Genomic DNA, 22,366 nt, shown 5'->3' on the forward strand with positions numbered 1-22,366 from the left:
TGCCGTCGCCAGCGGCTTTGCCGGCGCCCATGCCACGCGGGTCGGCGCCCGATCGGGTTAAATTGTTAATTTGTCTTTAGAAATCAGACGCGTAGTGCTAGAATTGCCGCCCTGGTGAAGCGCCGTCAGGGGCTTTATCAGACTGATTTGTGCAAGGCGTTGTTTTTGCGGTTGTTTGCCAGCAGTGTTGTCGCCCCGCATCGGGCGATGTGCATTCTGCAGTGCCATCCTCTGACGTCGGCAGGATCGACACAGAAACCGGCTGTCCGGGACTGTCCGATCCGCCGTCACATTGCAGCCGGCCATGCCAGCTGTCTGTCATATCAGCAAGAGGTAATGTTCCGTAACACAGGCTTTGCACCCCACGCCGGGTGCGGCGCGTGCCTGCCCGTCATTCAGGCGGGAAATCAGTGCTCAGCCAGACAGGACAAGATGATATTTATCGCGAATTCAGCGAACTAGCGCACTCTGAAAAGATTGCGGATAGATTGCCAGCTTATACCCGATAAACAGAAATCATGCCCTCCTGGTGCATTAACGCAGCATATGTATGAGATGACATGTCAAATAGTGGTTTTTTTGATAAACGACAACGTCTTGTCATTTTGTGCATGAGCATAATGTGCGCGAGCCTCCAGGACGAACAATAAAAACAGGGGTTGGCGGGTCTGACAGGCAGTTCGTGGATGGTTGTCTGTCATATCGCTGATCTTTGCCAGACCTGGATGGCCGTGTACTACACCTGAAACGCCTGATTGACCTGCCAGAGATGTCACAGTCTCTGGACCCGAAAGGGGCGCCGGCCTGCGGTCCGGCAGGCGATGCCAAGGCAGATCAGGCGTCATTGCCCACAAGGCAATAGCTCGTAGTTAGAACCGGTTTCGAACTGTTCCGCCGGATAAGCAGCAAACGGAACGCGCTCGAAATCCACTCAGGGAGATGTATCGTGTCAGCAAAGACTCCAGCTCATAAAATTACATTGGTTGGATTCGTCCTCATGTTCTTTACCTCGGTACTTGGTTTCTCCAACGTATCGCGCGGTATTTTCTACATGGGTCAATCCTCGATTCTGTTCTATGTATTCACCGGCTTCTCGTTCTTCCTGCCGTACTCCATCATCTGTGCCGAGATGGGTGCCAGCTTCAAGAGCGAAAAGGGCGGTATCTTCTCGTGGATCGAGAAGAGCGTTGGCGGCAGCTTCGGCCGCAAACTCGGCTTCATCACCATCTTCATGTGGTGGTTCTCCTACGTGGTATGGATGATGAACGTGGCCTCGATGATCACGATTCCGTTGTCCTATGCCATGTCGCCGTTCATTGATGGCGGCTTCAGCCACGCCACCAGCCTGGTCAAGGAAGCCCTTGGCCCGATCGGCATGGGCGTGATCGGTATGATCGTGATCTCGTTCGTCACCTACCTGATCACCCTCGGCGTCACCAAGCTGGCCAAACTGGCCTCCATCGGTGGTATCGCCGTGATGTCGCTGAACGTGATCCTGCTGGTTTGTGCCTTCATCATCCTGGCAGCCCACGGCTTCCATCCGGCCAGCTCCTACAGCTGGGCTGACATGACCACCGTACCGAAATTCTCCAAGTACGCTGGTGATGGCATCACCGGTCTGGTTGGCCTGTTCGGCTTCGCCGTGTACGCCATCTTCGCCTACGGTGGCGTGGAAGCCGTCGGTGGTCTGGTCGACAAACTGGAAAACCCGGAACGCAACGTCAAGCGCGGTCTGCTGATCGGCGCCGGCGTCGGCATCTTCGTCTACTGCTTCGGTATCTTCGCTGCGACCTGGTTCATCGACCGCAACTCGCCGCAAGTCCTGCATGACGTCATGAAGACCAGCCAGGGTGGTACCGGCCTGTTCTACGCCGGTAACGCCGTGTACTACTTCATGTACACCCTGGGCGCGACCCTGGCCAGCAGCCTGGGCGCTGCCGCCAGCACCTGCAACACCATGGGTAACGTCTTCGCCGCCTACACCGGCGTGTCGATGTTCTGCGCCCTGACCGGTGCCTTCTTCGTGCTGATCTACGCCCCGCTGAAGCAAATGATCGAAGGCGTGCCGCAAGGCATCTTCCCGGCCAGCTGGAGCAAGGAAAACCAGAACGGCATGCCGACCGTGGCACTGCGCTGGCAACTGGGTCTGGTGATCGTGCTGATCGCCCTGGGTACCTTCGGTGGTGACGCCGTGGCCGACCTGATCCAGAACCTGGTGACCCTGACCAACGTGACCATGACCGTACCGGTGATCTTCATCATCTACGCTTACATTCACTACCTGCGTAACGATGCTGTAGAAAAGCCGATCCGCATCTTCCGTTCCAACGGTTCGGGCATCTTCATGGCCTGGTGCGCCATGCTGACCATCGGCTTCGCCAACCTGTTCACCGTGGCCTCCCCGCTGTATCACGCCTACCTGGGTGAAGACGTCGGTGCCAACATGAAAGAAGGCATGATGTCCATCATCGGTGTGGTGGTCTTCGCACTGATCGGCTGGTTCATGGTCGCTCGCTACGAACGCCATGTTGCCCAAGGCAAGCTGCCGATGCCGGAAGCCAAGGCAGAACTGGGCGGCAAGTAAGCCCACAAGCAGAACAGGCGGCGCCCTGCGTCGCCTGCCATCCCGAAAAAAGCCGTTCATCTGACGATGAACGGCTTTTTCATCGAACGGGGGCAGGTCTTGTATTTTGCATCCCGGCGCAAAATGCACATCGAACAGAACGGGGTCAGGTCTTGTATTTTGCATCCCGATGCAAAATACAAGACCTGACCCCGTTCTCTCGCAGCAGCGACTCAGGCCACCTTGCCCGGCAGATAATCCGGATCCAGGAACCCCGCCACCGACTTGTCCGACGGCATCACTGCACAACAAGACTGCGGACTGGAAATAATGTAATCGCCATTGGCCAGCGCACTGCCGACAATCGCCGCCGGCCGACCGGCCAGCAGCAACAGACTGCCGGCACCCGAAATGATCACCGTCTCCGAACCATCCGGATAACGCACCGTATCGCCCACCCGGGCAATCAACTCCATCTCCGAAGTGGCCGTCACCACCTCGCCCCCATAACGGGTTTTCGAACCGATCGTCGCGACCAGATAAGATTGCTGTTGCTTCATGATAGCTATGCTCACAAGGGTGTTTCCCCCCACCGGGGAGACAAGCGGCCACGGACACACCGCGCCGAACCAGGCGAGAACACCTCCACGGGGACAGAGCAGACAAGGCGCAGACAGGCAGGCCGACACACGGCTGCAGGCAGAGCACCACTCCCCACCCCGGGGACGGATCTCGCGGGACCTCCGCACTCCCAGACAGGGGGCAGAGCACCCAGGAATCAGGCCGGTCTTCTGGCTTGCCTTCCACCTCGGCGACCGGCCTTCCCGGACAGACAACATCCAGTGGCATGGTGATCGCGTCGTCAGGCCTACAGCAGCGGGGGCTGCGCCGGCATGGCTGCAACAGCAGCGGCACCGGCTTCCCGTTTCACCCCGTTCCGAAAGGAACACAGGGCACCTGAATCCAGGGCGCCATGATCCCGCCGGGCGGAAAACACGTCAAACGATAAAAAATCAGCATGTTGTGCGCGCTTCGCAACACCCTCCGCACGGGGTCAGGTCTTGTATTTTGCGTTTCGATGCAAAATACAAGACCTGACCCCGTTCTGTGCGCCGGGGCATTCAGAATCGCGACTCAATTGATCGAAAGGGGGTCAGATTGCTTTAACCCTCATGCCAGCAGGGTAGGGCGGTGCTACCATCCGCGACGAGCGCAGGGAGAAGCCCGCATTGAACGTCGGAGGGCGCTGTATGAAAAGAGTTTTTTGGCATGTACTGGGTTATGGCACCGTGCTGGTGCTGTCTGTCAGCCTGCTGTTGTGGATCCTCAGTCAGGGCCCGCAAGGCACCCCCGTCTGGCTCAGCCAGGCCGCCAACGAGTCCGACGACTGGCTGGCCTCCCTGCAAGGCACACTCGGCCACAACGCCACCCTGCCACTGGTCGGCCTGCTGATGCAGATCCTGATCATCCTGACCTTCTCCCGTCTGTGCGCCTTTGGCCTGCGAGCCATCGGCCAGCCGCCGGTCATCGGCGAAATGCTCGCCGGCATCCTGCTCGGCAAATCGGTTTTTGCCCAACTCTGGCCGCAGGGCTTTCACTTCGTGTTTCCCGAAAGCGCCATGCCGCAGCTGTACTTCTTCAGCCAGATCGGCCTGATCTTCTTCATGTTCGTGGTCGGCCTCGACCTGCGCCTGTCCAGCCTGCGCCAGCGCGCCGGCACCGCCATCGTCGTCTCCCACGCCAGCATCCTGCTGCCCTTCCTGCTCGGCACCCTGCTGTCGTTCTGGCTCTATCGCGACTATGGTCCGCGCCATGTGGCCTTCTCGTCCTTTGCCCTGTTCATCGGCATCGCCATGAGCATCACCGCCTTCCCGGTACTGGCGCGCATCATCCACGACAAGGGACTGAGCGGCACGCCGGTCGGCACCCTGTCCGTTGCCTGCGCCGCCGTCGATGACGTGACCGCCTGGTGCCTGCTCGCCGGCGTGCTGGGCATCGTCAAGGCCGGCAGCCTGCACCACGCCGTCATCGTCCTGCTGGCCTCGACCCTGTACGTCGTGCTGATGATCAAACTGATCCGGCCCCTGGCTCACCGCCTGCTGTGGCCCGCCACCCAGAGCGGCACCTTCACCAGCGCCCAGCTCGCCTTCGTCTTCTGCGTCGGCCTCGGCTCGGCCCTGCTGGCCGAAGTCATCGGCATCCACGCCCTGTTCGGCGCCTTCCTCGCCGGCGTCATCATGCCGCACGAACTCACCTTCCAGACCAGCCTGAGCGCCAAAATCGAAGACCTCACCGCCGTGGTGCTGCTGCCGATCTTCTTCGCCTACACCGGCATCCGCGCCGAAATCGGCCTGCTCGACAGTTGGCATGCCTGGCTGGTCTGCGGCGGCATCATCCTGGTCGCCACCGTCGGCAAAGTCCTCGGTGCCGCACTCGCCGCCCACTGGACCGGTGTCCGGTGGCGCCAGTCCTGGGCACTGGGCGTACTGATGAACACCCGTGGCCTGATGGAACTGGTGGTGCTCAACATCGGCTACGACATCGGCATCCTGACCCCCACCATCTTCGCCATGATGGTGGTCATGGCCCTGGTCACCACCTTCATGACCTGCCCGCTGCTCGGCCTGCTGCTGCCCACGCTGCAACCCAAGACCGCCATGCGCTACAACCCCGCTCCCGAACGCGCCTGACCCGTCAAAAAACGGCACATATGCCATAATCCAGCCATGTGTGCCGCCATCGAATACGACCAGCAACGTTACTACTACAAAGACAGCCCGCGCCTGCCGGTACTGCGCCGCGACGGCAGCCTCCTCTGGGTCCAGTGGGGCCTGCCGCACGGCGCCGACATCAGGGGCGTGCCGGCCGGCGCCTGCGCCCGGCGCGAAAGTCTGCTGGCCGGCAAATGGACCCGCCTCAAACCGCGCCCGGTCAAAATCCCCTGCAGTGCCTTCATGGAGCGCGACAACAAGCGCGCCGAACACTGGTTTGCCATCGACGGCCAGCTGGCCATCCAGGGCGCCCTGATCCTGCTCGACAACCCCATCCAGACCCGTAGTAACGGAGATCAGCACGCCATCGTCTACGTCGTCACCGAGCCTGCCCTGGGCGGAGTGGCTGCCATCCACGAGCGCCAGCCGCGGCTGATTCCTCTTCAGGCCGACATGCCGGAACGGCTCAGTACCCAACGCACTTAACCTATCGCAATCAATCAGACACAATCCGTCACAATGCATGTATTTGTAAATTATAATGTCATGCCGCGTCGATACCCGAGTGGTGTCAGCGCCGGGATTGATCCTAGATAGAGATAAAGTGACTAAAAAATGAAGATGACTGGCTTCGTAGCAAGTGCTTTCCTGTTGGCACTCCTGACCGGCTGTGCCGGTACCGACTTCAAGCGTCCCGGCACGGCCGACCTGGCCCTGGGCAAGTCCACCATGGCGGATGTCACCCGTGTCATGGGCAGCCCGCGCCAAACCGGCGAAATCCTCAAGAATGAGCAGAAAGTCCAGATGGCACAGTATGCCTATGCCGTCTCCGGCGGTACCGGGCATCGGCCCGGTGTCATTCCGGCGCGCTCGATGACCTTCTCGACCTTCCAGGATGTGTTGGTGGGTGAAGAATTCATCAGCTCGTTTGCCGAAGATGCCACCGACTTTGACGACAGCAAAGTCAGCGCCATTCAGAAGGGCAAGACCACCCGAGATCAAGTCACCGCCCTGCTCGGCAAACCGAGTGGCCAGGCGCTGTACCCGCTGATCAAACTCAAGACCGGCAATGCGGCCATCTACCACTACGTCCAGGTCAGTGGCACGGTCTTCAGCCTCAAACAGTATCAAAAGCTGCTGATTGTCACCTTTGACGAGAACAACATCGTCAACGACGTCGAGTACGTGAGCAACGGCACGCTGTAACAGCATGAAGCCCGGGGACGGGCAGCCTGATGCCCGTCCCACCTCCCAGCCCATGAAGAAAGCCAAGCCCCATGCCCGATACCGCCTTGCTCATCATTGACGTCCAGAACGGCGTGGTCGACGCCGAGCCGCGCGCCGCGCGCCTCGACCAGGTGCTCGACAAACTCAACCTCGCCAGCGCCAAAGCCCGCCAGCGCGGCTACCCGGTCATCTTCATCCAGCACGAAGAACCCGGCCTGGAACGCGGCAGCGACGCCTGGCAACTGCACCCCGGTCTGGTCCAGCAGGCGGGAGACCATTACCTCGGCAAGACCTATGGCGACAGCTTCTGCGACACCGGCCTGGCAGCATTGCTTGAACAGCATGGCGTCCGCCAACTGTGGATCGGCGGCTGCGCCACCGACTTCTGCATCGACAGCACCCTGCGCAACGCCGTATCACGCGGCTACGAAGTCCACGTCATCAGCGATGCCCACACCACACTCAGTGCCTTCACCCTGACAGGCGAACAAGTCATCGACCACTTCAACGCCGCCTGGAGCGCCACCAGCGCCACCCCCAAGCCCCTGCACGTCGTACCGGCAGAGGCATTGTGAGACGATGTTTGCATGTAATTGTCATTCATTATGCTTTGTCTGTAATATAAAAAAAGTTTAAAATAAGTCGAAAATTTTATATTGAAATAGATGGCGCTGCACGGCGGTGCCATTTACTTGCCCCGCTCAGCAAGGACAATGACATGTTTGACGTGCAAGCGCTGTGCCGATGGCCCGTGTTGGCCATCAGCGCCTGCCTGGCCTGTCTGGCCTCCAGCGCCAGCGCCCTGACCCCCGACCAGGCCTTTACCCTCTGGAGCCGCTGCGACAGCACCGCTTTCCAGCCCGAAGTGATTCAGGCCCTCAACCCCGACAGTGCACTGCCGACCGACAGCCGCAATGGTCAGATGTGGTTGCAGGCCAGTAACGGCCACCCAGAGGGCTCCAGCGAGCTTGTCTACCAGCATGCGCTCAGCATTGGCGGCGTACCGGTCAGGCGCTATACCACCTCCAATGCAGACATGGGCACCCAGGGGCGTGTGTATGCATGGGGTTTCGAGTTGGAGGGCGCTCTAGGGATCGTTTTTGCACACCTGCAGCCTCTCATCGATCACACTGAGCAGCTAGTCAACGACGGGCTGGAGATTCGGCGCACCGAGATCAAGGGTGAGGGGGTTGACTGGCGCTATTTCCCCGTGCCAATGGACGAACCGCCCGGCCTGCAGCATATAGAGCGCCAACTGGTCATCCGTCCTGGTTCAGAAATCGGGCTGGTGGATGTCCGCTGTGAGCTGCGAGGCAATGTCACGGCGGCGCTGCTCGCCAGCCATCGTCCGGATCTGACCCCCATCCAATACCCGCATATCCTCGATGCGGCCGAGGCAGAGAGCACCCCCTTGCCCTCGGCGACCAGCGAAATCGTGGCCCACTGGCTGCAAACGACACCGGACTGGCAAGCACGATTTCACAGCATCACGCTCTATGTCATGCAGGGAGAATCGTTACATATACTGACCATTCGGCCCGAGCATGGCCTGCTGCGGATCGAAGACGAGCAGGGTAAGGCGGGTGTCACAATCAAAACCAGCCTTGCCGGGCTGGTTGATCTCAAGTCACACGTCATCGGTGGTCGTTTGGCACAAAGCGTGCTGCTGCTCGATCAGCTGCAGCTACAGTGGCCGGAGCACTTCAAACTCGGCGCCCGGCTGCAAATCGATGGCAACATGATTCAACATCCCGATCTGACAGGTGAAAGCGCCTCATCCCGACTCGATTGTGAGGTGGGGGCACGCTTCGAGGCCAAGCTGATCGCCATGAGCAACCTCGCCGTACTCAAAGCCAAGGCCTTCCCTCTCAGTTGCAAAACGGCCAGTGGCGGGCAGCGACATTATGCCGGTCTACCAACCCTCGGCCTCTTCCTGCCTCTGGACGGACAAGACGATTTGGGCCGCGAGCAGGTCAACAATTACATGAATATGGAAGTTACCCCCTGAGATCATTTGACGCATGGCGCCACCATGGCCCCAGTGTCACGACTGCGAAAAGCACCATGAAATCCGCGACTTGCCTGCTGCTACTTTGCAGCCTGCTGCTGGGCCAGCCAGCCTGTGCCGACATCCGAGCACCATCATTCGATAAGCTGGCCGTCCTGCAGCAACAGGCCGATCAAGGTGACAGCGATGCCCAGCTGCAACTGGCATTGCACTACTACTTAGCTGTTGACCTCGGACACAACCCGGCCCAAGGCGCCTACTGGCTGGAGAAGGCCGCGAGTCAGGGGAATGCCAGAGCCCGGTACGAGCTTGCCTATCTTCTGGAGCATGGCATCAACATGACCGTGGATATGCCGCGGGCCATCAAGCTGTATCGCCAGGCTGCCGAGCAGGGCAATGCCGAGGCCCAGATCAATCTGGGAGTCATGGCACTTAATGGCAATGGCATGGCGGTCGATGATGCGCAGGCCTTGCAGTGGTTTCGCCTCGCCGCCGCCCAGGGGAACGCCACGGCCCAGAACAATCTGGGCTACCTGTACCAGCAGGGCCGTGGTGTACCCAAGGATCTCGCACAGGCGATACAGTGGTTCCGCCTTGCTGCTGCACAGCATGAGCCGCGTGCCGAGTTCGTGCTGGGGCAGATGCTGGCCAAGGGCATTGAAGTGCAGCAAGACCCGCCTCAGGGGATCGCAATGATTCAGGATGCTGCCGAGCAAGGTCTCGCCGAAGCGCAATATGCCATAGGCAGTCTTTACCTCTATGGCGGCGGCCTGGTGCCGCCTGACCCTGAGCAAGGCATGCTGTGGTTGCGCAAGGCGGCTGACCAGGGGGTTGCACTGGCTGAAAACGATATCGGCGCCTACTACCTGAATGGTAACGGAGGCAAGGTGGATTTCGAACAGGCACGGAAGTGGTTTGAACGCGCTGCCGCCAGACAACAACCGCAGGCGGAAATGAATCTGGGCCGAATCTACCTCTACGGCAGAGGCGTTCCCGCCGATGGGGAATTGGCGCTCAATTGGCTGAACAAGTCGCTGGCACAGGGTAATCAGGAGGTCCTGGTCAATCTTGGCAGCATGTATTGCCTTGGACTGGCCGGCATCAAGCAGGATCAGGCCCGTGGGCTGCAGTCTTTGCTGCAAGGTGCGCGTCAAGGCATCCCGATTGTGCAGTATGTCCTGGGGAGTTTCTATCTGGATGGCCTCTGTGGCGTTCAGGACAATGTGCTGGCTGCCTACTGGATCCAGCAGGCCGCGCTACAAGACTTTGCCCAGGCCGAAGCCTCACTCGGCCAAATGCTTTGGCAGGAAACAGGTATTCGTAAGGACAGGGATCAGGCCGTGGCATGGTTGCGCAAGGCGCTTAATCAGGGATTTCGCGGGGCAGTGATCTATCTGGCGATCGACTATGCCGACCAAACCTATAAGCCGGACATGATCCTTCTCAATGCCATGGCGATGGTAGCCCTGCAAGTCCCGGAGGCGGACCGGGATATCGATGGCAACGTTGGATTGAATATGTTGCTGGAGAGAGTGGGCGGCAAAAAACTAAGTCGAAAGCAAAAAACCGCGGCCCAGCAGTTGGCCCGGGCCATGCTCAGCGCCCGTCATCCGACCGATGTGCTGGACCAATATTTGGCCAGAACCCGCCATTGAACCGAGAGATCACTGGATATCCCCATCCCGAGGTCGGTGTGGGGGCGATTAAATGGGAGAGAGTAGAAATGAACGCATTGCCAGGCCGCGTGAGCTGCATCCGTCATGTCGTCTTGCTGACGGCCGTTTTGCTGGTATCGGGCTGCCAGTCCGTGGGAACGCAATACCATTTCCCTCGCGAAGGGGAAAAGGCCGCTACGCTGCAGACCATGGACGGCCAGTACATCAATAACCTGAACGAAGATGGCTGCTATGTTGGCCGCACCGCCGTGCAGGGCGCTGTCAGAGTCCGGCCGGGAGAGCCTGTCGTACTGACCTTCGAGCAGGAATTCGTGAACTTGCTCCCGGTGCTGACCGACGACAAGAAATACTGCCGGAATCTGCTCAAGTTCACCCCGGAAGAGGGAGCCACCTATCGCGTGTCCAGCGAAGTCTCCAATCCCATGATCGGTCATCTGACCAACGACCTCATCCCGCCGCCGGTTTGTCGCACCAGTGTGCAACAAGTCTTGCCGGATGGAACGGTCAAGCCCGTTGTCGTGACCTCCCTACGGTTATTCCCGGTGAATTGGCATTGCATCAAGATTCAATCCATTGAGGAAAGGCAGGCGGAAATCAAGGCCGAAGAAGAAGCGGATGCCCGGGAAGAAGCCCAGGAAGCCGCAGAAGAACAAGCAAAAGCGGCGGCAAAAGCCAAAGCGGCTGCGGCAAAGACTTCCCCCGCTACGCCCTGAGCCAGGCAACCGGCGCATAACGCATAACGGGGTCAGGTCTTTCATTTTGCATCAAGACGCAACATGAAAGACCTGACCCCGCATCGGATCACTCAAGGTTTATAGCCGTAGGCGTCGTAAATCCGCCGCACCGCGCCGCGCTTGTACATCGCCTGCAGCCGCTGGTTCAGATCGGCAATCAGTGCATCCGGCATGTCCTTCTGGCAGGCCAGATACATCTCGGTCCGGTTGAAGGTCAGCACCGGCTCAATCCGGTCCTGCAAGCCCTGCCGGCGCAACCAGTACTGGCCGATCAGCTTGCCGGTAGCCCAGAAATCGATCCGCTCCAGCATCAGCTTGCGCGGGTTCAGATCATCACTATTGGCCACATCCACATTGAAACCGCGTTCGGTCAGCCAGTCGACAATCGCATCGCCCTTGTAACTGCCAATGCGCGAATTGCGCAGCGCATCCGTCAGGGTAGGGTGGCTGGACTGCTTGATGGCAAACAACACCCAGTCGTTATAAACCAGCGGACCGACCCACTTGTACAGTGCCTCGCGCTCCGGCGTGCGCGACATCGAATACACACAGGTATTCGGCTGAATCCGCGCCATCAGAATCGCGCGTGACCAGGGATACAGCCCCACACTGAAATCGATGCCAGCGGATTGCAGCAACTGGCGCACGATCTCGGTCGACACCCCGCTGACCTGACCCTTGTCATCCAGCATGTTGTAAGGCGGATAAGTTTCTGTCGCCAGCGTCAGCCGCTCCGCGGCCAGCACGGGCAGACCCGACAGCAGGCAGCACATCAGCCCGCACCGCAGCCAAAAATTCATGACATCATCACCAAAACAATCGCAGGATTCATGTATATACCATTGCGGCCCGCCAGGGCAGTGCAGACGAATAAAAACAAGATGATATGTATTGCCGTAAATCAAAGCCCGACAGAGGCGCTCTGCTAGCCTTGAACTGTCCACCACACAGGAGCAAGCCATGCGACAGAGCACCATGCTGCGCTTGATGAAACTGCTTTGCCTGTTCGGCCTGCTGGCCGGACTGACGGGCTGTGCCACCACCCAGGATGAAGAGTCGTTTGACGCCTCCGTGACACGCAACTACCAGATCCTGCTGAAAAACGTGCAGAACTCGGTCAAATACGACCCGTACTCCAATGCCATCCACTACGACATCAACCAGATACAGGCCTACTACAACAGCTACCTGAATGCCGTCAGCAACGAAACCGGCCTGATGGGGATCTGGGGCCCCATGACCGTTGCCTATCCCGAGAACTACATCAACACCACCGACCGCTACGTCGCCGCCGACTATGCCCAGGCCAACGGTGGCACGCTGGCCGCCGCCCGGCTGTTTGCCGCCAACAACGGCTGGGTCATCACCCGCGCCGGCTACAACGTCGATGGCAAAGGCTATGCCGGCTACGAAGTGCCGATCCTGTTCATCGGCAGCATCGGCTGGCGCGGCGAAAAGTGGTACCCCATGGCCACGGTTTTCAATATCACCTACAAGAGCCAGCATGGCGTGCAGGACAATGCCGTTGCCGCCCCGGCGGGCAAGACCAGCAGCAATGCCGACAAACTCAAGAGCCTGTACGAACTCTACAAGAGCGGCGTCCTGACCAAGAAAGAATACGAACAAAAGAAGAAGCAATTACTGGAGAGCTACTAATGCGCCGGCGCTGCCGCCCCGCGGCCATCCTCATGGCCTGCCTGCTGCTCGGCGGCTGCGCCAGCATGAGCGTCGACCAGGCCGTCAACCAGTCCTTCGACCGGTTTGTCGGTACCGTTAGTGACAACCTGAGATACAACCCGGCCACCGAAGGCGTCAGCTACGACGAAAGCACCCTCGACCTCGCCTACCGGCAAATGCTGTACAGCGCCCGCCAGCTCAGCAACGAAGACAGCCTGCGCGGGCGCGGCACCGGCCAGAACGACCAAACCTTCACCCGCCAGATTGCCGCCGCCCTCGACCCGGCCTACGCCCGACAACACCCGGTACTGATCAACGCCGCCGCCCGACACCTCGATCAAACCGGCTGGGCCGTCCTGCGTGCCGGCCCCTGCGACACCCGACAACAACCCGCCACCATGCCGGTAGCCATCCTGACCTGGGTCGAAAACCCGGCGGCCAGCGGCTGGCAGACCATCCTCGCCCCCACTCGCCTTATCCAGCTGCCACTTCCCCCCGACATCGGCAGCGGCAACAAACCCGACCTGCAGGCCGCCCGACAAGCCCTGGAAGCCCTGCACGACGAAGGCGTCCTCGACGACGACGAATACGCCGCCAAACTGCGCACCCTGAACAAAACCAAACCCTGAGAGGGCGTCGCCACACGCGGCGCCTAGAACGGTAGAACGGGGTCAGGTCTTGTATTTTGCATCCCGACGCAAAATACAAGACCTGACCCCGTTCTCGGACCCCGTTCTCGCGCCGACACATCTGCACACACAGCGCGACAATTTGTCACATTCCACAAAATATGTATTTGTTCTAATTTCCCTGCCTGACGCGTAACAATAATGAATATCGCATGGGCAGGCCCAACACCTTACAAGCCGTGGCCTGGCCATCCCCCCCAGGCCGGCGCTTGCACTACCTCCTTCTGCTGTCAGCACTGCTGCACTTGCTGCTGATCGCCACCCTGAGCCGGCCGCATGCCACAGGCGGGCAGGGCAGCGTCAGCAGCGCGCCGCTGAGCATCCGCCTGCAAACCCCGGCCCGGCCGCAAACCGTCGCGCCCAGCCCGCCGCCGCCCCGGTCCCGTGCCGCCACCCCGCCGGCCCGACCCGCCCGGCACAGCGCACATCCCCCTGCCGTCAGCGTCACCCCGGTACGGCGCGCCAGCGCCGAGGCCAACCGCGCATCCCCCGCGCCCGCCGCCACCGCGCCGAGCGCCCCGGCAGCCAGCCCTGCCGACCCGGCCGACGACCAGCCCCCGGCCTACCGCATGCTGGCCCAGCCTCCCTACCCACTGTGGTCACGCAGCCACCGCGAGCAGGGCACCGTCCTGCTGCGCGTGCGCGTCAGCCGCAACGGCCAGGCCCTGCAGGTCGAACTCGCCCGCAGCAGCGGCTTTCCCCGGCTCGACAACGCCGCCCTGGCGGCCGTACACGACTGGCAATTTTTTCCGGCACGCCGCCATGGCCAACCCGTCGACGACGAGGTCATGGTGCCCGTGCAGTTTTCCCTGCAGCGCCCCTGAGCGCTGCCAATAACAAGGGCCCGAGGCCCAACGATGTGGAGAGAGTGAATGACAACAACAAAACCATTACCCCTGGCCGTCAGCCTGGCGCTGGCCTGCCTGACCCAGAGCGGCAGCTGGGCGGCCGACAGCACCACCCTGCCCACCGTGCACGTCGAAGACAGCGCCATTGACCAGCAAGGCCAGACAGTCAAAGCCGACAAACTCAACCAGCACCAGGCACAGAGCCCGGACGCCAGCCAGCTGCTGCGCGATCTGCCCGGCATCAGCCTGCACCCTGCCGGCGGCTTCTCCGCCCTGCCAGTCCAACACGGCCTGGCCGACGACCGCCTGCAGGTACAGCACAACGGCGTGGCCCTGAACGCCTCCTGCCCCAACCACATGAACTCGCCGCTGTCCTACGTGGACCCGCACCAGGTCAGCAACGCCACCGCCTACCCGTCCACCGCACCGGTCAGCCTGGGCGGCGACAACATCGGCGGCGTCATCGTCATGAACCCGGTCGCCCCGCTGTTCTCCGACAGCAGCGCCACCGTCAGCCAGGGTGAGCTCGGCGCCTGGTGGCAGAGCAACGGCAACGGCTACGGCAGCCATGCCAGCGCCCAGGTCGCCAACGACCACCTCAGCCTGGGTTATAGCGGTAGCACCGCCCGCGCCGACAACTACATCGCCGCGCGCAACTTCAAGGCCGCCGGCCCGGCTGCCAGCGGACAAAACTGGCTTAACGGCGACACCGTTGGTTCCTCCGCCTACCAGGTCACCAACCAGTCGCTGACCCTGGCCGGCCACCAGGCACGCAGCCAGTGGGACCTGACCATCAGCAGCCAGCACAGCCCCTACGAAGGCTTCCCCAACCAGCGCATGGACATGACCAACAACCATGCCGAGCAATTCGTCCTGCACCTGCAACAGCAATACGACTGGGGTGAGCTGGACGCCCGGCTGTACAACCAGTACGTGCGCCACAGCATGCAGTTCGGCGACGACAAGCAATATCAATATGGCAGCGCCCCCGGCATGCCGATGGAAACTGCCAGCCATACCCAGGGCCTCAACCTGCAGGCCAGCCTGCCGGTCGGCCTCGCCGACACCGTCAAACTCGGCGGCGAATGGCAGCACTACCGTCTGGACGACTGGTGGCCGCCCTCCGGGACCGGCGGGATGTCCCCGAACACCTTCTGGAACATCAACAACGGCCAGCGCAACCGTCTCGATGCCTTTGCCCAGTGGCAACACCAGTTCAACCCCGCCTGGCAGAGCGACCTTGGCCTGCGCTACAGCACCGTCAACAGCAATGCCGGCAACGTGCAAGGCTACAATACCGGCATTGCCTATATCGGCCATGCCAACGCCTTCAACACTCAGCCGCACCAACAGATCGACCGCAACATCGACCTGTCCGCCGCGCTGCGCTACCAGCCCGACAACCGTGCCAACTACGAACTGGCCTATGCCCGCAAGACCCGTTCCCCCAACCTGTACGAGCGCTACACCTGGTCAAGCTTTGCCATGGCGGCGGTGATGAACAACTTCGTCGGCGATGGTAACGGCTACGTCGGCAACCTCAACCTCAAACCCGAAGTGGCCCACAACCTCGGCTTCACCGCCAACTGGCATGACGCTGAACAACGCCGCTGGCAACTGCGCCTGGCCCCGTTCTACAGCTACGTCGAAAACTACATCGACGCCCGCCGCATCAGCAGCACCAGCACCAACCAGTTCATCACCCTGCAATACATCAACCAGAATGCCGAACTCTACGGCATGGACCTCAGCGCCGAACTGACCCTGGCCGACCATGCGGCCTACGGCCAGTGGCGTCTGAACGGCAAGCTCGACTACACCCGTGGCAAAAACCTGAGCACTGGCGACAACCTGTACAACATCATGCCGTTCAACGGCCTGTTCAGCCTCGAACAGCGCCTGGCCGGCTGGCAAAACACACTGGAATGGCAAGTGGTGAGCGCCAAACGCAATGTCTCGGCCGTGCGCAATGAAATCCAGACCCCGGGCTATGGCCTGCTCAACCTGCATACCCGCTACCAGTGGCACCACCTCACCCTGGACATGGGCATCGACAACCTGCTCAACCACTTCTATACCCAACCGCTCGGCGGCACCTACACCGGCCAGGGTAGAACCATGAGCATCAACGGCATCCCCTGGGGCGTCGGCGTGCCAGGACCGGCCCGATCGCTGTATACCGCGGTGAATTACACGTTCTAGTAGGGTGCATTCGCCTCCGGCAATGCACCGATGGTGCCATCGCCGATGCAATGCGCCGATGGTGCATTCGCCGAAGGCAATGCGCCCATGCCATGCCCCGACGGCGAACGGCGCAATGAACGATTGCGCCGTTCTCCGATGAGGTGTGATGGGTGGTTTACTGGTAATATGTCAAATGAATTATGCGCCAGCCAAGAGCGCCGACAGCACCTCACCCCCACCTTCACTCGGAGAACAAGATGTATCAACCCATGGACAACACTAACCCTCTTACCAAGCCCAAGCGGCTATCCACCCTGCTGTTTACCTTCCAGGGCAGATTAAACCGGGGACAGCTGCTCATCCGCCTGCTCGGTCTGGCCGCATTCAACCTGCTGATGTACGGCATCATCTTCGCGCTTGGGCACCTGGCTGGCAGTGACACCCTGGTGTGGGGACTCATGACCCTGGTGGCGGTACCCTCCATCCTGGCCTCCCTCAGCCTGCATGTCCGACGCTGGCATGATCTGGATCGATCCGGCTGGCACGTTGTCCTGAACCTGATCCCCTATGTCGGCGGGCTGGTGTTTCTATACATCCTGCTGGCACCAGGCAGCGATGGCGACAACCACTACGGCAAACTCAAGCACGCCTGAAGACCCATGCCATGCCCCGACGGCGAACGGCGCAATGAACGATTGCGCCCTACAATCGTAGGGTGCATTCGCGTAGGGTGCATTCGCGTAGGGTGCATTCGCCGAAGGCAATGCACCGATGCAATGCACCGATGCAATGCACCGATGCAATGCACCGATGCAATGCGCCAATGCATGCACCCATGCCAATGCCCCCATCCCGCCTCAAGCCTCCCCGGCCAGCTGAAAGCGATCCCCCAGATCCCCCCGGATCGGGTACGTGTCATACACGATCACCATCTGCCCGATCAGCCCGTCCGGGTCGAAATCAAACACATCCACACAATCAAAACTGACCTCACAGCCATCCTTCAACACCCAGTCATAACGAAAATAAGCCATGGCGCGCGGTGCCCCCTGCACACTCAGACCAATATCCCGCAGCGTGATACGGCTATTGCCCGAGGCCGCCGCCAACTGACGATAAAACGGCGCCGGACTCACCCAGCCCAGCAGCGGTGAGTAAATCCGCGCCTGTGGCGCAAACAACGCCAGCACCGCGTCGACATTGCCGAGAGCCAGCTCGCGCAGGTAGTCTTTCAGTACCCCGGCAAGCCGGGCCGGATCGAGTGCAGACATAGACAGACTCCTTGTTCAACCGAAAGCCCCAGCCTAGCCAAGCCGCCATGCCCGCGAAATCGAAAAAAACACAAGGGGGCCATGCAGACCCTGCATACCCCCTTGGCGAACTGCTCAAGCCCATGCCCTCGACGATGAGCCTGCAAGCCTTCCTCGCCGTGGCCCGGCTCGGCAGCCTGTCACGCGCCGCCAGCCAGCTCTACCGCACCCAGGGCGCCGTCAGCCGGCAAATCCAGCAACTGGAACAGCACTACCAGCGCAGCCTGTTTACCCGCAGCCCCGAAGGCATGCACCTGACCGCCGATGGTGAAGCCCTCCTGCCACTGGCACAACGCGCCCTGAGCGAACTGGCCGCCTTTGCCGTACTCAGCCGCCAGCAACCAGAAACCCTGCGCCTGCGTTTACCCTCCACCCTGGCCCTGCGCTGGTTCCTGCCGCGCCAGGCCAGCCTGCAACAACAACTGCCCGGTCTCCGCCTTGACATCACGACCTCCGTGCACGACCAGCCCGACTTCAGCCAGCGCGAACCCGACGCCATGATCGTACGCGGCCACGGCCCGTGGCCTGGCCTGCACGCCCAGCGCCTGTTCGCCGAACACCTCACCCCAATGTGCAGCCCCGACCTGGCGCGCGACCTGAAACAACCCGCCGACCTGCAGCCACACTGCCTGATCCACGCCGACGCCGACCACCATGAATGGCAAACCTGGTGGCAGCAATTCGGCAGCGGCACACTGCCCGGACAAAGCCTGATCTTCGACAGCCTCGACAGCGCCACCAGCGCCGCTGCCCTTGGCTACGGCATCGCCCTCGGCGACCCTCGCCTGTCGCAAGAAGCCCTTGCCCGCGGCGAACTCGTCATGCCCTTTGCCACCCTCGCCACCCGCGACCAGCACTACTACCTGGTCATCCCCGAAGCACGCCGAGACCAGCCCGGACTGCAACAACTGAGCGCCGCCCTGCAAAGTCTGGCCGGGTAAGACAGGGCAGGGGAGACACAGCAGAAAGCCACATCAACCATGATGAAAAATATTGCCCGACACACCCTCTATGGCTGGCGACTGTGGGAATACGTCGAACGAGAGCGCCACAGGATCGGCACCCGCCAGGTCGAACGCTGGCATCTGAGCGACATGCACTCGCAACGCCGTATCAACTACCTGGCACGCTGGCTGGCCAGCCATGTGGCGAAACAATGCCGCAACGGCCACGTCACCGTCAGCTCACAGTGGATAGACCAATACCCTCAGGCACACAGCCACTATCAGCTGCCGGGCAGCCCGGCACCCCACACCGTCAGCGTCGAACTGGCCGACTTGTTGCTGCTGGTGCAGGTCGTCAACCAACAACAAACCACCATCAGCGAACGCGCCGCGCTATTGCAGGCCAAATGCTGCCAACGGCCCGATGCCCTGGATCCGCCCCATGACACCTCCACTCTGAAAGAACGCAACCTGCTGGAGGCCTGCTGCGCCCCCTTGCGCGTGACCAGAGACAGCGGCAGCACCGCCGCCCCGATCAACCCGGCACACGCGCAATACGATCTCGGCGCCACACCACAAACCCCCGGACTCAAACCCTATGCCCGCTACCTGTTGATCCCGCTTGGCAAACTGCCCCGCACCTTGCCCTACCAGCTCCTCTGGCCCAGCCAACTGCATGCCGGGCAAGGACCGATGCTGCATCTGGCCGAAGCCATCCTGGCCATGACCGGACTCGGCCTGCCCACCCACTATGCCGGACACCCCCTGAACCCCCCGGGCGCGGCGACCGACTGGGACCACCTGGTCCGCGACCTGATCCAGTACTGCACTCGGCAACCCAACCTCAATCGCTTTGCCAGCCAGACCCAACGCACCATCCCGCGCGAGGTCTACGCCCGTTACGACCTCGGCCAGATCTCCCCCTTGCGCACCATCGTCCGCGCATTGCTCAGCAAAGGACTGCAGATGAGCGGCCTGGAGCGCTGGCTGCAAATGACGGCAATACCTGCCGGTCCGCGCCTGCCGCCGCCGGTTCCGACACCTGACAGCGAAGCCCCCAGCGGCGGATTCACCGTCCTCACCGTGCGGATCCAGGTCGATGGCCCGCTGAGCCCCCGCGCAGACTGATTGCTGCACGACACCTTTGCCCCACACCCGGCCCGACAAAAATCAACACAATGTTGAAATATCAACAAATGGTTGATATGCTGGACAGCATGTCGAGCAACGCAGAACAGGATGCCTTGTGAGTGAGCCCAAGCAGGAAACCCAGGCCGAACGGCAACTGGTCTTCAGCGTACTGAAAGCCGCACTGCAAGCCATGGGCAGCGTCGTGGGCAAGCATACCGAGCTGGTACTGCACGACCTGAGCCAACCGGAAAAATCGGTCGTCGCCATCGTCAACGGCCACGTCACAGGCCGCCGCATCGGCAGTCCGGTGCTGGCAGGCCTGCACCATGACCAGGGCTTCGCCGCAGTACAGCAAGCCCCCGACCCGCAGGCACCCGGCCAGCCCGTCGTTACCCCGGCCTATGACACCACCGGCGCCAACGGCAAAACCCTGCGCAGCGCCACCGCCGTCTACCGTGACGCCCAGGGCCAGCCCTTTGCCAGCCTGTGCATCAACGCCGACCTCAGCGGCATCCGCACCGCCCAGGCCTGCCTGGCCCAACTGCTGGGCGATGCCCCGCAGGCAGAACCAAGCACCGACGAACCGGCCGATATGGCGCTGATGATGAACGACATCATCCAGAGCGCACTGGGCGAAGCCTGCGGCAGCGGCCGACCGATGAACAAACAAGCCAAGCTGGCTGCCGTCCGGCAAATGCAGGAGCGCGGCCTGTTCATCGTCAAAGGCGGCATCGAAAAAGCCGCCGCCGCCCTCGGCGTCACGCGCTACACCATCTACAACTATCTGGAAGCCATCCGCCGCCCAGAGTAATGCCGCCGCCAACGGCACATCCGCCAACGGTGCATTCACGTAGGGCGCATTCACGTAGGGTGCATTCGCGTAGGGCGCATTCGCGTAGGGTGCATTCGCGTAGGGTGCATTCGCGTAGGGTGCATTCGCCGGAGGCAATGCGCCAATGCAATGCGCCAATGCAATGCACCGAAGCAATGCACCGCAGCAATACCGGATGACGGCGCAATTGAAGATTGCGCCCTACGGATTGCCCGTGCCGTCGCCAACGGCACATCCGCCAACGGAGCATTCACGTAGGGCGCATTCATGTAGGGTGCATTCGCCGGAGGCAATGCACCGAAGCAATGCACCGAAGCAATACCGGATGACGGCGCAATTGATGATTGCGCCCTACGGATTGCCCGTGCCGCCGCCAACGGCACATCCGCCAACGGTGCATTCACGTCGGGCGCATCCATGTAGGGTGCATTCGCGTAGGGTGCATTCGCCGGAGGCAATGCGCCAATGCAATGCACCGAAGCAATACCGGATGACGGCGCAATAGAAGATTGCGCCCTACAAGGAAGGACCGACATGCCGGCAACCGATATCCAGCGCTATCCCAGCGAGCTGCCGTTCCCCTTTGCCCGTGCCGTGGCAGCGGGGGATTTTCTGTTTCTCTCCGGCCAGGTCGCCATAAACGACCGCGGCGAACCCCTGCCGGGCGACGTGGCCAGCCAGACCCACCACATCATGCAAGCCATCCAGCGCACCCTGCAGCATTGCGGGACCGACCTGGATGCCGTGGTCAAAGTCAGCGTCTGGCTCTCCGACATGCAACACTTCGCTGCCTTCAACCAGGCCTACCGCCACTACTTTCCCCGGGGATTGCCGGCCAGATCCGTCGTCAGCAGCCGACTGGCCTTCGACCTGGATGTCGAAATCGAAGTCCAGGCCTACCACCCCGCACCACGGAGCACCCCCATGCCGCTGCACATCGCCACCCCGCACTACGCATCACGCCCCTTGAGCGAAGCCGCCGGACGCACGGTCTGGCTCAAACTCGAAGCCCTGCAACCCCCGGGCTCGTTCAAACTGCGCGGCATCGGCCACGCCTGCCAAACCTACCGTGCCCGTGGTGCACAACGCTTTATCTCCTCCTCCGGCGGCAATGCCGGCCTGGCTGTCGCCTATGCCGGACGGCAACTGGGCGTCCCCGTCACCGTCGTGGTACCGCAAACCACCAGCGAACGCGCCAAACAACTACTGCGCCAGGAAAACGCCCAAGTCATCGTGCATGGCGCCTCCTGGCAAGAAGCCAACGAACACGCCCAATCCCTGCTCGGCGAACACGACGCCTTCCTGCACCCCTTCGACGACCCGCTGCTGTGGCAAGGCCATGCCACGATGATCGATGAAGTCGCACAAAGCGGCCTGCGCCCCGATGCCATCGTGCTGTCGGTTGGCGGTGGCGGACTCCTGTGTGGCGTCATCGAAGGCCTGCAGCGCAACGGCTGGCATGACATCCCCGTACTGGCCGTCGAAACCGAAGGCACCGCCAGCTTGCATGCCGCCCTCCAGGCCGGCGAACACATCGCCCTGGAACAAATCAGCGGCATCGCCACCTCACTGGGCGCCAAACGCGTCTGCGACCGGGCCTGGCAATACACCCAAACCCACCCCATCCAGAGCCTGGTCGTCAGCGATGACAGCGCCCTCAGCGCTTGCCGGCAATTCCTCGACGACCACCGCCTGCTGGTCGAACCCGCCTGCGGCGCCAGCCTCGCCGTCGCCTACCAAAACCACCCGGCCCTGCAACCCTACCAACACCTGCTGATCATCGTCTGCGGCGGCGCCACCGCCAGCATCGAACAAATCCGCCAATAGGCAAA

General features: G+C 61.4%; 20 protein-coding genes and 1 riboswitch. Of the genes, 17 read left to right on the forward strand and 3 right to left on the reverse strand.

What is annotated here, in order from left to right:
- Positions 1-946: 946 nt before the first annotated feature.
- Positions 947-2,584 carry a glutamate/gamma-aminobutyrate family transporter YjeM gene (gene yjeM / locus AACH39_RS12445; RefSeq protein WP_256444954.1) on the forward strand — a complete coding sequence of 546 codons (1,638 nt, stop codon included), beginning with the start codon at positions 947-949 and terminating at the stop codon, positions 2,582-2,584.
- Positions 2,585-2,796: 212 nt separating this feature from the next.
- On the opposite strand, the gene AACH39_RS12450 is transcribed toward yjeM, so the two are convergent.
- Positions 2,797-3,123: a PAAR domain-containing protein gene (locus AACH39_RS12450; protein ID WP_215779152.1), complete on the reverse strand. Its 327-nt coding sequence runs from the start codon at positions 3,121-3,123 to the stop codon at positions 2,797-2,799.
- 203 nt (positions 3,124-3,326) lie between these two features.
- Positions 3,327-3,539, reverse strand: a riboswitch (cobalamin riboswitch).
- A 274-nt stretch (positions 3,540-3,813) separates the two neighbouring features.
- On the opposite strand from AACH39_RS12450, the gene AACH39_RS12455 reads away from it, so the two are divergent.
- From AACH39_RS12455 to AACH39_RS12485, 7 genes are all read left to right on the forward strand, one after another.
- Positions 3,814-5,253 (forward strand): cation:proton antiporter, encoded by a 1,440-nt coding sequence (locus AACH39_RS12455; protein ID WP_215779151.1) that lies wholly within the window; start codon positions 3,814-3,816, stop codon positions 5,251-5,253.
- A gap of 36 nt (positions 5,254-5,289) precedes the next feature.
- Complete coding sequence (locus AACH39_RS12460) at positions 5,290-5,760, forward strand: hypothetical protein (protein WP_338620160.1); 471 nt, start codon at positions 5,290-5,292, stop codon at positions 5,758-5,760.
- A gap of 135 nt (positions 5,761-5,895) precedes the next feature.
- The gene (bamE, locus tag AACH39_RS12465) at positions 5,896-6,480 is read left to right on the forward strand and encodes an outer membrane protein assembly factor BamE (RefSeq protein ID WP_338620162.1); all 585 of its coding nucleotides are present in this window, start codon (positions 5,896-5,898) and stop codon (positions 6,478-6,480) included.
- A 71-nt stretch (positions 6,481-6,551) separates the two neighbouring features.
- Positions 6,552-7,076, forward strand: a complete 525-nt coding sequence (locus AACH39_RS12470) for a cysteine hydrolase family protein (RefSeq protein ID WP_338620164.1) — start codon at positions 6,552-6,554, stop codon at positions 7,074-7,076.
- Between the two features lie 143 nt (positions 7,077-7,219).
- The gene (locus AACH39_RS12475) at positions 7,220-8,509 is read left to right on the forward strand and encodes a hypothetical protein (RefSeq protein WP_338620165.1); all 1,290 of its coding nucleotides are present in this window, start codon (positions 7,220-7,222) and stop codon (positions 8,507-8,509) included.
- Positions 8,510-8,565: 56 nt separating this feature from the next.
- On the forward strand, positions 8,566-10,164 hold the full coding sequence (locus tag AACH39_RS12480) for a tetratricopeptide repeat protein (protein ID WP_338620166.1): 1,599 nt from the start codon (positions 8,566-8,568) through the stop codon (positions 10,162-10,164).
- A gap of 68 nt (positions 10,165-10,232) precedes the next feature.
- On the forward strand, positions 10,233-10,898 hold the full coding sequence (locus AACH39_RS12485; RefSeq protein ID WP_338620167.1) for a hypothetical protein: 666 nt from the start codon (positions 10,233-10,235) through the stop codon (positions 10,896-10,898).
- Positions 10,899-10,990: 92 nt separating this feature from the next.
- On the opposite strand, the gene AACH39_RS12490 is transcribed toward AACH39_RS12485, so the two are convergent.
- The gene (locus AACH39_RS12490) at positions 10,991-11,719 is read right to left on the reverse strand and encodes a transporter substrate-binding domain-containing protein (protein ID WP_338620168.1); all 729 of its coding nucleotides are present in this window, start codon (positions 11,717-11,719) and stop codon (positions 10,991-10,993) included.
- Positions 11,720-11,879: 160 nt separating this feature from the next.
- Between AACH39_RS12490 and AACH39_RS12495 the strand changes: the two genes are divergently transcribed.
- The 5 genes from AACH39_RS12495 (at position 11,880) to AACH39_RS12515 (ending at position 16,970) form a co-directional block, all read left to right on the forward strand.
- On the forward strand, positions 11,880-12,575 hold the full coding sequence (locus AACH39_RS12495) for an SHOCT domain-containing protein (protein WP_215779146.1): 696 nt from the start codon (positions 11,880-11,882) through the stop codon (positions 12,573-12,575).
- The gene (locus AACH39_RS12500; protein WP_338620170.1) at positions 12,575-13,225 is read left to right on the forward strand and encodes a hypothetical protein; all 651 of its coding nucleotides are present in this window, start codon (positions 12,575-12,577) and stop codon (positions 13,223-13,225) included. The genes AACH39_RS12495 and AACH39_RS12500 overlap by 1 nt, the downstream gene beginning before the upstream one ends.
- A gap of 269 nt (positions 13,226-13,494) precedes the next feature.
- Positions 13,495-14,109: an energy transducer TonB gene (locus AACH39_RS12505; RefSeq protein WP_338620171.1), complete on the forward strand. Its 615-nt coding sequence runs from the start codon at positions 13,495-13,497 to the stop codon at positions 14,107-14,109.
- A gap of 48 nt (positions 14,110-14,157) precedes the next feature.
- Positions 14,158-16,335: a TonB-dependent receptor gene (locus AACH39_RS12510; protein ID WP_338620172.1), complete on the forward strand. Its 2,178-nt coding sequence runs from the start codon at positions 14,158-14,160 to the stop codon at positions 16,333-16,335.
- A 239-nt stretch (positions 16,336-16,574) separates the two neighbouring features.
- Positions 16,575-16,970: a DUF805 domain-containing protein gene (locus AACH39_RS12515; protein WP_215779138.1), complete on the forward strand. Its 396-nt coding sequence runs from the start codon at positions 16,575-16,577 to the stop codon at positions 16,968-16,970.
- Between the two features lie 204 nt (positions 16,971-17,174).
- Here AACH39_RS12515 and AACH39_RS12520 read toward each other — a convergent pair whose 3' ends face one another.
- Positions 17,175-17,588 (reverse strand): nuclear transport factor 2 family protein, encoded by a 414-nt coding sequence (locus AACH39_RS12520; protein WP_215779135.1) that lies wholly within the window; start codon positions 17,586-17,588, stop codon positions 17,175-17,177.
- Positions 17,589-17,710: 122 nt separating this feature from the next.
- Between AACH39_RS12520 and AACH39_RS12525 the strand changes: the two genes are divergently transcribed.
- The 4 genes from AACH39_RS12525 (at position 17,711) to AACH39_RS12540 (ending at position 22,361) form a co-directional block, all read left to right on the forward strand.
- Positions 17,711-18,568: a LysR substrate-binding domain-containing protein gene (locus AACH39_RS12525; RefSeq protein ID WP_338620174.1), complete on the forward strand. Its 858-nt coding sequence runs from the start codon at positions 17,711-17,713 to the stop codon at positions 18,566-18,568.
- Between the two features lie 39 nt (positions 18,569-18,607).
- Entirely contained in the window at positions 18,608-19,699 is a 1,092-nt protein-coding gene (locus AACH39_RS12530; protein WP_338620176.1) for a hypothetical protein, read from the forward strand.
- 118 nt (positions 19,700-19,817) lie between these two features.
- Entirely contained in the window at positions 19,818-20,513 is a 696-nt protein-coding gene (locus AACH39_RS12535; RefSeq protein WP_338620178.1) for a PAS domain-containing protein, read from the forward strand.
- A 555-nt stretch (positions 20,514-21,068) separates the two neighbouring features.
- The gene (locus AACH39_RS12540; RefSeq protein ID WP_338620179.1) at positions 21,069-22,361 is read left to right on the forward strand and encodes a pyridoxal-phosphate dependent enzyme; all 1,293 of its coding nucleotides are present in this window, start codon (positions 21,069-21,071) and stop codon (positions 22,359-22,361) included.
- Positions 22,362-22,366: the final 5 nt, after the last annotated feature.

The organism is Paludibacterium flexuosum (assembly GCF_037076605.1).
Taxonomy (GTDB): Bacteria; Pseudomonadota; Gammaproteobacteria; order Burkholderiales; family Chromobacteriaceae; genus Paludibacterium.

Excerpts from the sequence above, each read along its gene's own strand:
- AACH39_RS12450 (WP_215779152.1), bottom strand. The coding sequence starts at position 3,123 with ATGAAGCAACAGCAATCTTATCTGGTCGCGACGATCGGTTCGAAAACC.
- AACH39_RS12455 (WP_215779151.1), top strand. The coding sequence starts at position 3,814 with ATGAAAAGAGTTTTTTGGCATGTACTGGGTTATGGCACCGTGCTGGTG.
- AACH39_RS12460 (WP_338620160.1), top strand. The coding sequence starts at position 5,290 with ATGTGTGCCGCCATCGAATACGACCAGCAACGTTACTACTACAAAGAC.
- bamE (WP_338620162.1), top strand. The coding sequence starts at position 5,896 with ATGACTGGCTTCGTAGCAAGTGCTTTCCTGTTGGCACTCCTGACCGGC.
- AACH39_RS12470 (WP_338620164.1), top strand. The coding sequence starts at position 6,552 with ATGCCCGATACCGCCTTGCTCATCATTGACGTCCAGAACGGCGTGGTC.
- AACH39_RS12475 (WP_338620165.1), top strand. The coding sequence starts at position 7,220 with ATGTTTGACGTGCAAGCGCTGTGCCGATGGCCCGTGTTGGCCATCAGC.
- AACH39_RS12480 (WP_338620166.1), top strand. The coding sequence starts at position 8,566 with ATGAAATCCGCGACTTGCCTGCTGCTACTTTGCAGCCTGCTGCTGGGC.
- AACH39_RS12485 (WP_338620167.1), top strand. The coding sequence starts at position 10,233 with ATGAACGCATTGCCAGGCCGCGTGAGCTGCATCCGTCATGTCGTCTTG.
- AACH39_RS12490 (WP_338620168.1), bottom strand. The coding sequence starts at position 11,719 with ATGAATTTTTGGCTGCGGTGCGGGCTGATGTGCTGCCTGCTGTCGGGT.
- AACH39_RS12495 (WP_215779146.1), top strand. The coding sequence starts at position 11,880 with ATGCGACAGAGCACCATGCTGCGCTTGATGAAACTGCTTTGCCTGTTC.
- AACH39_RS12500 (WP_338620170.1), top strand. The coding sequence starts at position 12,575 with ATGCGCCGGCGCTGCCGCCCCGCGGCCATCCTCATGGCCTGCCTGCTG.
- AACH39_RS12510 (WP_338620172.1), top strand. The coding sequence starts at position 14,158 with ATGACAACAACAAAACCATTACCCCTGGCCGTCAGCCTGGCGCTGGCC.
- AACH39_RS12515 (WP_215779138.1), top strand. The coding sequence starts at position 16,575 with ATGTATCAACCCATGGACAACACTAACCCTCTTACCAAGCCCAAGCGG.
- AACH39_RS12520 (WP_215779135.1), bottom strand. The coding sequence starts at position 17,588 with ATGTCTGCACTCGATCCGGCCCGGCTTGCCGGGGTACTGAAAGACTAC.
- AACH39_RS12525 (WP_338620174.1), top strand. The coding sequence starts at position 17,711 with ATGCCCTCGACGATGAGCCTGCAAGCCTTCCTCGCCGTGGCCCGGCTC.
- AACH39_RS12530 (WP_338620176.1), top strand. The coding sequence starts at position 18,608 with ATGATGAAAAATATTGCCCGACACACCCTCTATGGCTGGCGACTGTGG.
- AACH39_RS12540 (WP_338620179.1), top strand. The coding sequence starts at position 21,069 with ATGCCGGCAACCGATATCCAGCGCTATCCCAGCGAGCTGCCGTTCCCC.